The 12,999-nt window shown below is 61.3% G+C and carries 9 protein-coding genes; 1 reads left to right on the top strand and 8 read right to left on the bottom strand.

Annotated features, from left to right (window positions below; all coding sequences use genetic code 11):
* Window positions 1–113 precede the first annotated feature (113 nt).
* Window positions 114–1,616 (bottom strand): hypothetical protein, encoded by a 1,503-nt coding sequence (locus ACVJ19_RS24205; RefSeq protein ID WP_453951601.1) that lies wholly within the window; start codon window positions 1,614–1,616, stop codon window positions 114–116.
* Between the two features lie 717 nt (window positions 1,617–2,333).
* Here ACVJ19_RS24205 and ACVJ19_RS24200 point away from each other — a divergent pair.
* The gene (locus ACVJ19_RS24200; protein WP_456739442.1) at window positions 2,334–3,431 is read left to right on the top strand and encodes an acyltransferase family protein; all 1,098 of its coding nucleotides are present in this window, start codon (window positions 2,334–2,336) and stop codon (window positions 3,429–3,431) included.
* 541 nt (window positions 3,432–3,972) lie between these two features.
* Here the strand turns inward: ACVJ19_RS24200 and ACVJ19_RS24195 are convergent.
* From ACVJ19_RS24195 to ACVJ19_RS24165, 7 genes are all read right to left on the bottom strand, one after another.
* Window positions 3,973–4,254, bottom strand: coding sequence for a hypothetical protein (locus ACVJ19_RS24195; protein WP_453951597.1), 282 nt, complete (start codon window positions 4,252–4,254; stop codon window positions 3,973–3,975).
* Between the two features lie 579 nt (window positions 4,255–4,833).
* The gene (locus ACVJ19_RS24190) at window positions 4,834–5,097 is read right to left on the bottom strand and encodes a cold shock domain-containing protein (RefSeq protein WP_183241550.1); all 264 of its coding nucleotides are present in this window, start codon (window positions 5,095–5,097) and stop codon (window positions 4,834–4,836) included.
* Window positions 5,098–5,186: 89 nt separating this feature from the next.
* On the bottom strand, window positions 5,187–6,020 hold the full coding sequence (locus ACVJ19_RS24185) for an efflux RND transporter periplasmic adaptor subunit (RefSeq protein WP_453951596.1): 834 nt from the start codon (window positions 6,018–6,020) through the stop codon (window positions 5,187–5,189).
* The gene (locus ACVJ19_RS24180) at window positions 6,017–8,017 is read right to left on the bottom strand and encodes a preprotein translocase subunit SecA (RefSeq protein ID WP_453951595.1); all 2,001 of its coding nucleotides are present in this window, start codon (window positions 8,015–8,017) and stop codon (window positions 6,017–6,019) included. The genes ACVJ19_RS24185 and ACVJ19_RS24180 overlap by 4 nt, the downstream gene beginning before the upstream one ends.
* A 7-nt stretch (window positions 8,018–8,024) precedes the next feature.
* Window positions 8,025–10,172 (bottom strand): peptidase M50, encoded by a 2,148-nt coding sequence (locus ACVJ19_RS24175; RefSeq protein WP_453951594.1) that lies wholly within the window; start codon window positions 10,170–10,172, stop codon window positions 8,025–8,027.
* Window positions 10,169–12,049: an efflux RND transporter periplasmic adaptor subunit gene (locus ACVJ19_RS24170; protein ID WP_456739441.1), complete on the bottom strand. Its 1,881-nt coding sequence runs from the start codon at window positions 12,047–12,049 to the stop codon at window positions 10,169–10,171. The genes ACVJ19_RS24175 and ACVJ19_RS24170 overlap by 4 nt, the downstream gene beginning before the upstream one ends.
* A gap of 122 nt (window positions 12,050–12,171) precedes the next feature.
* Window positions 12,172–12,981 carry a SapC family protein gene (locus tag ACVJ19_RS24165; RefSeq protein ID WP_456739440.1) on the bottom strand — a complete coding sequence of 270 codons (810 nt, stop codon included), beginning with the start codon at window positions 12,979–12,981 and terminating at the stop codon, window positions 12,172–12,174.
* Window positions 12,982–12,999 lie beyond the last annotated feature (18 nt).

The following is a 12,999-nucleotide window of genomic DNA, read 5'->3' as shown; positions in this document are numbered from 1 at the left end:
CCGGCGGCTCGCTGGGAATTTAGGGTTACTCCTGATTTAAAGACAGCAACATTGTCGTATCCTGATTTCTGGGCAATCAGCCGGACGGCATTTCAGGGAATGCAAGGCAGGCCCTACCTTCGGGCATCCGCATTTTCCGGACGCGAGCGCCGAACGTGGATGACGGCGACCTCATCCGCATAGGCTCGCTCCCATTCCGGCAGTCGATCGAGCAGACCTACAGCTCGAGTCGACGGGAACAGCAGCGTTGCGCCGATCTTGTATTCGTCGAGCAATCTGACGAAGTCCGCCATATCCTCAAGCGAAAGATCTCGGTAATAGCGGGTAAGAAAGGCCGTTCCGTAAAATTCGGCACGTGAATCGATGAACGTCGGAAAGCCCTGAAAGATCAGATATCCGCAGAGATAGTACTCATTCAAAACGCGATTTGCCTTCAACTCCCTGAGCTTCTCCACCGCAGCGCGCGGAACATTAGGTGGCGTGTGGTGCACCGTCGCTACGATCACGCCAGTCGCGACAACTAGGGCGGCGATAGCTGCGATAAACACTGTCCTTGCTGGTTGTACGACTTTCCTGCTGTGTTGCGACCGGGGCCACGAAAGGTGTTGGCCTAGCGGACCGGCAATGAAGAACGGCGCAACCAGCGCGAAAACGTCGACATAGCGTACATGTGCAAGGGTCTGCCAAATGACCGCGAGCAGCGCGGCAATCCTGATCGGAGGCAGCTTGAGCCCGCTGTACAGGACGTAGCCAACGCCAGCAATCAAGCATACCGTTACAGGATTTGTTTCGCTGAAGTCCAGCGGTTGCCACTCGTTGATCTTTGAAAGAATCGGTCCCAGTTGAAAAAGGCGTATAGTAACCAGGATTGATTCCGGCCCATACGGCGTGATGCAGGCGGCCCCGAGCGCAAGCCCCCCAAATCGAAGCCATTGCAACGCAATCTTCGCGCGCACGGATTTGTCTGCGGTCCAAACCGCCTCCAGGGCGAACGGCACGATCAACGCCAGCCCCATCGTAAAACTGCCGTGAAGGTTCGCCCAGAGCGTAATGAGCGGGACGTACCAGAGCGAAGGCGCTCGTCGTTGTTCACTCGCCTCTACAAGGGCGTTCGCCCACAGCACCATCAACGGGAAGGTCAGGACATGCGGCCTGGCCATCGTGTGCATCGCCGCCATGGCGATTGCAGCCGCCACGATGATCGTGGCCGGCACGTTCGGCAATCTTTTCAGTAGCAAGCGGGTAAGTAGGAAAATCGCTACAGACGCCGATAGCGCCGCAAGAATTGCAGGTCCGGACCATCCGGCCAATTTGAACGCAACGAAATAAATGACTTCTGCCAACCACGCGCTGGTTATCCAGGGCGCGCCGGGCATCGTGAAAGAGAACAGATCAACGTGAGGTACAGCACGATGATCCATGATCCACTGGCCGACCACAATGTGCCAATAGATGTCGGCATCCATTAAAAGGCCGAACCTCTTGGTGATGAGCGTCAGGTACGTTGTGGTTGCGAATATGAGCGGTAACCAAGGCCGAAGGTAGTCGTTGCGCGCAGTGGCTGGGCTCATCTTCGCTTCTGAATCCATCTGAACTGAATGACTATTTGAAACCATGCTTTTCGTCCTGGACGTCAATCAAGGTCAACTTCGATAAATAGGCGCAACCCGATGGCTGCCAAATTGCCCATCTCCACAGCAGCCGCAGAGGCGCCCTCACCTCTCCGGCTTGGATTGCCGCCACTGCGTGACCGCAAGCGCGGGTCTGCTCGGCGCTCGCACCATCCGGGGGCAAGAGCGAGGTTCGGCAGTTGCAGAACAAGCACGGTCTAGGTCAACGCCGGCAACGCCTCGATCAAGGATCGATCCAACAAAACGGCAAACGCGGGTCGGCCGCAATAAGCAGCTGCGCGCATGGCTAACAGCCCAATCAGCGTGGCAGGCGCCCCGCGTTTCGATGACGCGATTGTCACGTCATCGAGGCAAAGAAAAAGCCTAACGAAGAACAGCCAATAATGTCATCGTCGCGAAATCGGAAATGTGGGCTAAGTTATTGAAAAGATGACGCAAGACGGCAACTCGAACCCGTCTCCGCCACGAGTGAACGGAAGCGAAGTCAGTAGAGCTTGACAAGTTCTGGCATTTGGAGGGGGCGATCCAACTCTAAAAGTGGTCACACGGGGGACGGCGCCGGAATTCGGGCAGGATGGTTCCGCGCGGCGACTAACCATCAACACGACTTCCACACCCGCTCACATTGTTCGGCGACCGTCTTGATGCTACGAGTCCGTTCGGCGCGAAGGGAGAGCGACAAGCTTGGAGTCTCGTCACATCGTGCAAGACGGTCCTGCGCACCATCTGCGCCTAGAGCTGAAGGCGCTGACAGGGCTCCGCGGAGTTGCGGCCACGGTCGTTGCCCTGGCACACTTCCATCCCACACTGCCCTATGGCCTCCAGGAATTCATCCTCTGGCATGATGCCGCCGTCGATCTGTTTTTTTGCCTGAGCGGCTTCACGCTTTCTTACGTCTACACCGGGACGAACTTTCAGTTCTCGCCCTACCTGATCGCGCGCATTGCTCGCATTTATCCTCTTTACCTTGTTACGCTAATCATTGTCGGGGCGACCTATACCTGGCCCGTTCTCGTCAACCCAACGACCTATCCTGCCAGTACGTCCCTAACCGACTTTGTGCTGCAGGTGTTGATGCTGAACGCCTGGCCGATCATCGGTACCGGAGTGCATTGGAACATGCAGTCCTGGTCGATATCGATCGAATGGTTTTGCTACATCCTGCTGTTTCCCCTGCTGCTGCGTCTGGAAAACGTCAAACTGCTCTGCGTGATCGCGCTCACTGCCGTTTCCTATGCTCTTTTCGTCAGGTTTTTCGATGAACGGTTGACGAACCCCGAGCTCTATGCCGCCGAGAGCCCTTGGAGCTACTGGGTGAATCTCGTGCGAGGAATAGCCGGCTTCACCACGGGATGGATCGCGTTCTCGAGCTTTGAGCAGCGGGACGAGATCCACACGCTCTGCACCAAGTTCTCAGCCGTCATCTGGCTCTGCTTCGGGGCCATTCTGGTCTTGCTGTATTTCGGCCTGGCAAATTCGCACGCGCTTGTCTTTCTGTTTCCGTTCGTGGTGCTCGCCGCGACAGATCAAACGTCAGCGGCATCGCGCTTACTGGGATCGAAGGCACTGCATTTTCTCGGCGTCATTTCCTATTCAATCTATTTGATGCACTTCATCGTCTTTCTCTTGTTCCGACTTGCTTTCGGTGTGTCTAGTACGTGGTCGATTTGGGTATACGCAGCACTGATTGTTGCGACCTTTGGCATCTCGGTCATCAGCTATTTTGCCATCGAAAGACCCGCACGCGACGCGGTCAGATCGCTCCAAGGAAAGCCGGCCGATCTCGCTGCGAGGGCGTAAGTACCGATACCAGCAGCAGGCCGACGCACACACCGCGCCGTCCTCGACGCGCATCGCCAGCAAAGGTCAATACATTTGTGGGGCGACCACCGGGAAAGAACCAGTAATCCCTTCCAAATGCGCCTCTCGATGGAATTCCTGAGGGCGATCGACGGATGGCGCCACGCTCACCCCCAATTTGGGGGCAAACTGAAAAGGTTGACTAAGAGGATCGATCAGCATCGTCCGCATTGGCCGGCTAGCAAAGCAGCGGTTGTAGGGGAATCGTTACAAGCTGTCGCCCTCTCAGTGCGTCAGCTCGAGCTTCCGCATTTCGGCCATGCGTGCCAGACAGTATTCGCGGTACAGGTCGTTAAGAATTGCCCACATGATAAGTCCCCATCGCTCGAAGCCAGGACAGACTGGTCCAGCAACGTTTCGGCGCGATGTCGGCAACCAGGGAAACGAGTTTCCGGACGGTTTCACAGCCCGCCAATTGGGTCAGGATTTATGCCATTTTAATGGTGCGGGCTTGGAAAGCTTCCGTCCCTTTACGGGTTATTTATCCCGGATCGGCCGCCTCTGTTGCGGCCCCGATCGAGAGAAAACGGAAGTTTGGTTTTGGCAAGGTACGCCCCTCGTGATCGGACAGGGCCTTGGCGTGCTCGCGTGTTTGCTTGGCCTCGGCGATCAGGAGGCAGCGCCTCAGCTCCTCGCTGCAGTGCTTTGCCTGGGCGCGCATCTGGCACTTGTCATCAGCGGGGATGGAGGATTTGGCAAGACTGCTCCAGGTCGCTGCGAGCGACTTCTTGAGCAGCTCAATCTTGCGCTCCAGGTCGTCCAAACGCTGCTCCGTCGATCCTCTTACGGATACACGCTTCGAACGGAGCTAAGCCGATTCTCCTGCTTCGTGGAACCCCGTAGGCGTACTGTCCCCCTCGCGGTCCGCCTATGAAGCGCCGAGCCTCGTCCAGACTGCATGGACAACGAGGAAAACGGACAGCGCCCCCAGGAGCCAACCCAACTCGGTGCCGGTCTGGCGCTCGTCAAATTCAAGATTGGGGTCGTTCTCGCGGCCGAACGGGACCTCTGGTGCCGGCCGTTGCGAGCGAGCCGCTCGTCCGGCTGCGCGTCGCAACAATCGACGAACGATCGTCTCCCGCTCGACAATGCGGCCTCTGTCAGAATCGACCGGCATCGTCAGCCTTGCCCGGCCTTACGAGGAGGTCGTCGTTGCATCATGGCCATGAGGCGCGCCAGGCGGTTTATGCGGCGAACGCTGTCGGAAAAGCGGGCTGCGGGCGTACGGTGCCGAATGTGGAAGACAAGCTTTCGAAGCCGACCGAGCATAATGTCCCTCGCAATGTGACAGAGCGCATGAGGACCCGGATGTCCTGGCAATTTGCAGCCGACCAGCGCGCGGCTAGCGCGGCAGACGTGGTGATCTCACATAGCGCGTCAGGACAGGCGCGCTATGGGCATTGGCGAGGACCCGGACGCTGACGGCCTGCCGCTTGCCGGACCGCTGATCGGGAGCCAGGTTGTAGCTCACCCGGGCACCGGCCTCGGGGGTGAGGCCGGGAGAGAATGATTTGAGATGAAAGAAAATGTCGGTGCCGCCGGAATCCGGCCTGATGAAGCCGAATGCCCTGTCGCCGTGATATGTCTTGATCGTACCTTCCAGCATCTTGCAACCTTCTCAGTTCGATCGACGCATGGTTTCGGAAATTGCTAGCGAATGGACTAAGCAGTTTCCTCACCCTCTCGATATCCGTATCAGCCAACGCCGGGAAAACGGACTCGGCATTTGAGCCCGGCGGGAAGCGCGTAGTTCGGATTTGGCAATTCAAGGCGAACGCCGATCGTCCCGCTCGCCGCATCGAAAACCTGATCGACGACGGTCACGAGCGCGGGATATCTGCCCCCGACCGGCTCCTCGGGATAAACCTCAGCCGACGCCCCCACACGGATCTTTCCGAATTGGCTGAGCGGAACATAGACCTCGACCAGCAGCGGATCGATCTGCGAGACCGTCAGGAGATGGGCCTGGTCGAACGCATACTCGCCCGGTCCCAGTTTGCGCTCGACCACCACGCCGTCGATGGGGCTCCGGATAGTGCGCAGCTTCAGGACTTCGTTGGCGCGGGCCACTTCCAGCGCCGCGAGGGCAAGGTTGACCTTCGCTTCCTCGACATCCTGTTCGGCCACCCGCGCACTCGTCTCCGCCTCATCGGCGACCGCCGCGGAAACCGAGTCATTCTTGCGCAATAACTTGGATCGCTCGTCCTTCCGTCGCTGGAATTCGAGCTTGGCGATGCTCGAGCGAACCGTTGCCTCGTTTTCGGCACGGGCTTTCGCCAGCGAAACCGCCGCCTGCTCGACCCCCGACTCGAGGCGAGCAACGACGTCTCCCTTCTTGATGATGTCGCCACGGTCGACCAGCATCTCGCTCAAAAGGCCCGGCACCGACGTTCCGAGCTTGAGCACCATCTTCGGCTGGATCAGGCAATCGAACTGCCCCTCTGGTCTTCTCTCCTGCGCGTTGGCGCATCCTGCGCCCGCGGCGACCGAGACGACCAGAATGGCGAGAAATGCTCGAGCTCGTTTCATTCGCCCCTCCCCGAAAACGCAAGCACCCGGTCGAGCCGACGATCCAGCTTCACGTTCTGGACGCGCACATAGCCATGTCGCCGTTCGGCCTGGAATTGAGCCAGCCAGCGCAACGACTGGTAGAACCGCAGCGGAACGGGAATCCGGCTGCCGACAAGCCGTGCAATCACGCGCGTCATCGATCCTGCATGGATCATGAACACGTCGTCCTGAAGTGAAACGATTGCCTCGCAGCTGCCGGGATCGCCCTGCCGTGCGCAGCGGCCGAACAGCTGGCGATCAACCCGCCGGGAATCGTGGTACTCGGTCAGGATGACATGCAGGCCGCCGCGCGCGGCAACACCTGGGTCGAGCCGGATATCGGTGCCGCGGCCCGCCATGTTCGTCGCGACCGTCACGCGCGCGGGCTCGCCGGCCCTCGCGACCACCTCCGCCTCATCCTGGTCCTGCTTCGCATTCAAAAGGGCATGCGCAATGCCGCGCGCATTCAAGGCGGCGCTGATCTCCTCGGACGCACCCACCGAGCGCGTGCCGATCAATACCGCCCTGCCCTCGGCCACAGCAAGCCGCTCCACCCTGTCGGCAATGATCCGCAGCTTTTCAGCCGGGGTCGTGCATACCAGAGGGGGCGCCACGCGGCGCCGCGAGGGCCGGTTCAGCGGGATGCGAACGACATCGAGCCCGTACACGGACTTGATCTCCGGCGCGACCTCACGGGCGGTACCGGTCATTCCGGACAGGCGAATGTAGCGACGAAACAGGCGCTGATAGGTGATGCGGGCGAGCGTCTCGCGCCGCTCCGTCAGTTCGCAATCCTCCTTGACCTCGATCAGTTGATGCAGGCCGCGCTCCCAGGAGCGGTCCGGCATCACGCGTCCCGTCGACTCGTCCACGATCTGCACCTTGCCGTCGATGACGACATAGTGCTGATCACGGTTGAACAGCATCATCCCGGAGAGCGCCTGGGTCACAAGCTCCTCGCGAGCCCGAATCGAACTCCAGACGCCCTGCAGCCCCTCGGCCAGCCTGCCGATCTCCCGTCGACCTTCCTTGGTCAGCGCCAGACTTCGCTCTGCGAGATCGATCTCATAGTGCTCTTCGGCAACCAGACCGCTTGCGATTTCGAGCGCCTGCTCGCATTGCAGTCTTTCCTCGCCGGCCCCCGTCGACGATGACAGGATCAGGGGCGTGCGCGCTTCATCGATGAAGATGCTGTCGGCTTCATCGACGATGCCGAAATAGAGCCCGCGCAGCACGAGATCCTCGTCACGCTGCAGACTGCCGCGCAGCCGCTCGAGCGAGAGGTGCAAACTGCTGCTTCGGTGCGCCAGCGCGACACGGTCGCGCAGATAGTCGAATGCGAGCTCCTTGTTGGTGCAATATGTCACCGAGCTCGCATAGGCCCGACGCCGCTCGGCTTTCGGCATGCCCTGGACCACGGCCCCCACACTCAGGCCCAGGAACTCATAAAGTGCCCGCATCTCGCTTGCGTCACGTTGGGCCAGATAATCGTTGACGGTGATGAGATGCACGGGATACCCGGCGAGCGCCACGGTGGCTGCCGGCAGCGTCGCAGCGACGGTCTTGCCTTCGCCGGTCGCCATCTCCACCAGCCTGCCTTTCAGCAGCCCGAATCCCGCAATCAGCTGAACGTCATAGTGCCGCTGACCGATGGTCCGCGACGCCGCCTCCCGCACCAGCGCAAAGCATCGGCCGACGAGAGGCGGCGTGAACCCCGCATTTCGCAGTCTCGCACGGACACTGGACACCTGCAGACGGAGTTCTTCGTCGCTCATGATCCGCAGGGCGTTCTCATGTGCGGCGGTGTACTCGACGATAGGCATCAAGGCGCGAACGGGGTCCCGTAGCCCCTCGAACGCGCGTCCGATCAGACCCTTCGCCAGATATTCGGCCACCCGATCATGCACCGCCGGCTCGCGGTCCGCGCGCTCCGGATAGGGACGGCCAACCGCCAAGTCGCGGTAATCGAGTTCCATCAAGCTCTTAGACATGGAAGTTCGTCAACAATAGCAGTCTGACGCCGCGATACCATTGCACCGCCAGCGGCTCCATCCGATGCTCGAACCGAACGAAGACGTGCTGGCCGAAATGGTCCACCGCCTCCAGACCTTGAAGCTCGATGTCGAATTGAAAGGTCCGCTGGAGCGTCTTCGGCCCCTTCGCATCGCGCGGATCAATCGCGAAATCCCCACCACCTTCCACGCCCAGTGCCGCGCTGGGCAGGTATTCGCCGCCGGCGGGCACCGCCCGCAACACATGCCCCTCCAAAGTCAGGCGCGGCTGGTCCACCGAACGGACCTGGATGCGATCGGTGGTGATGCGTACCCTGTCGACCGCCTCTTGCGGCACGACGACACGCGCCAGCGGCGTCGTGGTTCCGACGACATAGCCGAGGAGTTCACCCCGGCGATAATAGCGGCCGGGCATATCGACCATTTGTGGCACGACGAACACGCCATCGCTGCGCGCGCGAGCCACGAGGTCAGAGGCGCGCTCACGGGCGAGGCCCAGATTTGCGCGCTCGAGTTCAAGCTTGTCGCGGACAATCTGCGCTTTCGCGCGATCCGACACGAATTGCGCTGCATACTCGGCCTGCAGCTCCGCCACTTTGGCCTCATTCCTGCGCAATTGCGCAACGAGCGTCGGCTCGCGGCTCTGGATCAGCGGATCTCCCTGTGCGACCTGCGTTCCTGGCGTGACCAGGAGTTCATGGACGAAGCCATTCGAAGCGGCGCGTACCATTGCCTCTTCAGGCAGCCACAGCACTCCCTCCACGTTGGAATGGTAGGGCATCGGGACGGCGAGCAGAAAGACGGCCAGACCGAGCACGAGACCGGCCGCGATCGTGACAGACCGGGCACGATGCTTGCGCAGGCGGGGGTTTTCGACGAGATGCCGCACCGCCTTTACGACCGGCAGGATCGCCATCGCCCCCACCGCCCAGATGGCGAGAATGACGCCGATGAAGAAGAATTGCCCCGCGATGAACAACGCGATGAAGATCGTCACCATGATGCGATAGACGGTCGAGGCAAAGCCGTAGAAGAAGAACCATGCCCGCTCCACGCGGGACGCATCGGGACGGTCGAGATCGGAGACGCCGAGCAGGTATCGCTCGAACAAATAGCCCCAGTAGCGCGCCGAGCGCGCCGCCAGATTCGGAATCTCGATGAGATCCACCAGGATGTAATAGGCATCGTAGCGAAGCAGCGGATTGCCGTTGAACAGAAGCGTCGACACGCTCGCGATCAGCATGACGTTGAACAGGATCGCCCGCACCAGGCCCGGCTCGACCAGGAGCCACAGATAGAACGCGATCGCCGCGACAAAGAGTTCGACACCCATGCCGGCGGCACCGACAAGCGCGCGCCGATACTTGGACCTGAACACCGTGGCCGCCGACGCATCGACGTAGGGAACCGGCAGCAAGACCAGCAGGATGATGCCGAGATCGTGAACCTCTCCACCTCCGGCCTTGGTGGCGGAGGCATGCCCCAGTTCGTGCAACGCCTTGATCGCCGGAAAGACCAGATAGATGATGAACAGATTGTCGATCGCCAGGACGCGGTCGCTGAAATTGTGGCTGAGCTCCGGCCAATGCGGCCAGACCAGAATGAAGGCCGGAAGCACGATCGCCAGCCACGCGATGGCCCCCCAGCCGCTCCACACGAACCGTACAAGACCCGCCCAGCGATTGAGCAGCCGATCCGGATCAAACAGCGGGATGCGGATCGCCATGGGGTTGCCATAGGACCGCAAATGGCGCGCCCTTTGCTCGCGCTCGCTGCGAGCAAATAGCTCGGCGACATCAGGGGTTACATCGCTTTCCAGCAGGTCGGCGGCATGCAGCTGGCCCAGCAGCTGGATGAGCTCGTCCTGGCTGGGCGCGTCCTCGCCGAGGTGCCTGTTCGCGAGCTCCCACAATTGTTCGACGGAATGCGTCCCGTCCATGAGCGAGACAATCAACCGGGCCGAGGGGCTGAAGCGATGCACCCGCGACGAGGCGGGATCCTGCAACAGGTACCAGACCTCGCCACGATAGATGTGCCGATGCAATCGCGCATGCGAGCGCAACTTTGGCTTTCGCGCTGCGACGCGATACCACCAATTGCTGAGCAACGGCGCGTTCACCATGACCTCGCAATCAGAACAGCCATTTCCAAATCGACAGACGGACCCAGTCCGCGAAATTGTGCGTCCAGATCCAGATCAGCTTGCGCTCTCCGACATCGACCTTCCCGACACCCTCCATACCGGGGCGCACGCGCTCCGATGCGTTCTGGAGCCGCGCCTCGACGCGGAAATAGTTGCGACCCTCCTGGGCTGTCGAGACCGGCGTCATTTGCTCGACCGAGAACTCCATCCGCCGGTGTGGGGATACCCGAGAGGGTAAGCTCGCCCTGCTGACCGAGCTTCACGAAGGAAATGTCCCGCTCCTCGACCTGCAGGATGACGCGATAGCTGTCCAATGGCGCCACCGTGAAGAGCATCTTGCCCAATTCGACCGGCGTGCCGAGAAGCTGGTGCAGGTCGCCCGCGACGACGACGCCATCGAAGGGAGCCACCAGCGTGGCGCGAGCGAGCTTGTCGGTGACCAGCGACAGCATGGCATCGACCTGCTCGATCTGCGCCTGGAGGATCGTCATGGTCGCGCGCTCCTGGGCAGCCAGCGCCTGCCGATATTTGCGGTCGAGCTGCTCGCGCTCGGACGACAACCGCGTCTGTTCGAGCTTGAGCTCCCGGTCGTCGAGCTTGCACAACACCTGCCCGGCACGCACGGTGTCGCCGGCGCGAACGAAGCTCTGTGCGATATACCCGTCGAACGGTGCCGCGGCGATCCGCTGGACCGCTCCTTCGATCACCGTCTTTGCCGCGACACGATACGTGCCCGTCGCGACACTGAAGAACAGGATGACGCCGACCAGCACAAGCGCGATCAGCTTCGCGCCGGGATGGCGCGGTCCGAACAGGAGCTCCAGGCCATGGTGCAACGAGGTCGCGGCATGTCGCAGAACGCCGCGCTCGCTTTCACGCTTGAGCTTCAGGATCGGACCGAGCAGCGCGCCAACCGTCTTGCACAGCTCGATGGTTTCGAGGTCGAACGGCTCGCCCGTGGCCCGTTCCAGGGTCAATACGCCGGTTGCATGTCCGCCGTCTGTGAGCGGCACCGAGCAGACCGCAATATCCCTGTACTCGCGCGCGAGATCGGCATGCGCGAGTGCCGCGCGCTCCACGTCGTCGCGCGGGGGAAACACCAGCGCGACGTCGAGGTCGAGCACCTCGTCCATGGCGTTGCCGATGCGCCGGCCAAGATCCATTTTGGGGTCGAAGGTCGCGGTATGCGAGATCGCCTTGACTTCAACGCTGCCTGAACGCTCGAGTCCCACGCTCACCCGATCGCACGCCAGGCGTCCCGCAAGTTCGTTGGCGACAGCCAGTGCCGCCGCCGAGAAATAGCGCTCCTGCATGGCAGTCGCCACGATATCCATGGCGAGCCCCATTCGCGCGAGCCGTGCGTCGCGTTCTTCCAGCGCGCCCTTGCGGAACTGGTCGATCAGCCAGGCGCTCGCCCAATGCAACAGCCGCAAAGCCCGCTGCAGCGCAGCGTCCGGGCCGGGCCCGATGTCGAGCACGACGACCCCGTGCAGGGTGCCGGACACTTCAATCGGATAGCCGATAAAGGCGTGGTGCTCGCGCAAAGCGCCATGCCCCTCCGAAGGCAGCACAACTCCGCGGCGCTCGGTCAGAGCACGTTCGGCCGCCGGACTGAGATATTGCATGTCCAGGCCGGGGTGTGGCCACACCGCCGCCGGCACGTAGCTGCCATCCTTGTCGGGCCCCAGCAACAGCAGCCCGCCGCCGACCCGCTCGACCTGCATGCAAAGGATTGCGAGCCAGCTCGCGCAAAACTCGGCACTGTCCTTGGCTGCCGAGAATTTGGCCCAGGCTATCGATTCGGCGCGCGCTGCGTCCTCGGTAAAGGAATAGATCGGGGACGCAGTGGTCATGGCTACTGATCGCTCTCGGAGCTATGCCCGCGATGCTGCCATGATGGACAGCATCGCAGCGCGCGCGACGGAGGCGGCGCGGAGGCGTCGCATTCACACGGGGACACGGTGTGATCCGTTCTCTAGGCGGATGCCCTCGCCCCATTCAGGCGATCGCCTGCTTCCGCCTCCGCTGCACCGTCAGATCCGATCGCCGGCGGGGCCGTCCCCTTCACGACCGCGAGGCGCGACGGAAGGGCCTGGAAGTTGCGCATCGACTGAAGGTGAAGATAGAGCAGCTCAAGCTCATCCGTCTTCGCAAGCTCGGCGAGCTTTTCACCGGGAAGAGCCTTCAATTTCTCCCGGTTCACCGCCATGAACCCCGCGAGCGACAGCTTTTCGCCCGAGGCGAGCTCGACCTGAGCCTGCATCGGCTCGAGCAGATCAAGCTCGCGCACCTTGCGGCAGAAAGCCTGGGTGCGGTTGAACTGGGTCTGATATTCCTGCAGGAAGGTCAGGATGTTCTGGACGTACTGGGTGGGCTTGCTGTCGTCATCGAACAGCTGTTGCCCGCGACCGTCACGGTTGAATCCCGAATAGGCCTCGTCGATGCACAGGACGAACCTCTCGCCGTCCGCGCTGGTCGAGAACACGAATGGATAGCGGCGGAGAAATGCCGGGACATACTTGGCGTCCCATTTGGAATCCTGCGACAGGAACAGGTTCTCGCTGTCTCGCACGCCGAGAATGACGGCCGGCATGACGTTGTCCTTGGTGCCGGCAAACACGATCGCATATTCCGATGCGGCAGCGGGAAACTCGACGGCCATCAAGGGCACCGAATTGGTCTTGCTGCTGAAGCCGTAATTCCTGGCCATCTCGACTGCGCAGCCGCGATGCCTCGCGGCGGACAACGGAATAACGGTTTCGTAAATCAACAATTGGGCAGTCATTACTATGCTCCTTCCCTT

It is taken from the genome of Bradyrhizobium sp. USDA 376, assembly GCF_054063675.1.
The sequence above is the reverse complement of the archived record's forward strand: the minus strand, read 5'-3'. Positions and strand labels throughout refer to the sequence as shown.

Bases quoted from the DNA above. Each gene is read 5' to 3' on its own strand.
- ACVJ19_RS24205 (WP_453951601.1), bottom strand. From the start codon at position 1,616: ATGGTTTCAAATAGTCATTCAGTTCAGATGGATTCAGAAGCGAAGATG.
- ACVJ19_RS24190 (WP_183241550.1), bottom strand. From the start codon at position 5,097: ATGCTGGAAGGTACGATCAAGACATATCACGGCGACAGGGCATTCGGC.
- ACVJ19_RS24185 (WP_453951596.1), bottom strand. From the start codon at position 6,020: ATGAAACGAGCTCGAGCATTTCTCGCCATTCTGGTCGTCTCGGTCGCC.
- ACVJ19_RS24180 (WP_453951595.1), bottom strand. From the start codon at position 8,017: ATGGAACTCGATTACCGCGACTTGGCGGTTGGCCGTCCCTATCCGGAG.
- ACVJ19_RS24170 (WP_456739441.1), bottom strand. From the start codon at position 12,049: ATGACCACTGCGTCCCCGATCTATTCCTTTACCGAGGACGCAGCGCGC.
- ACVJ19_RS24165 (WP_456739440.1), bottom strand. From the start codon at position 12,981: ATGACTGCCCAATTGTTGATTTACGAAACCGTTATTCCGTTGTCCGCC.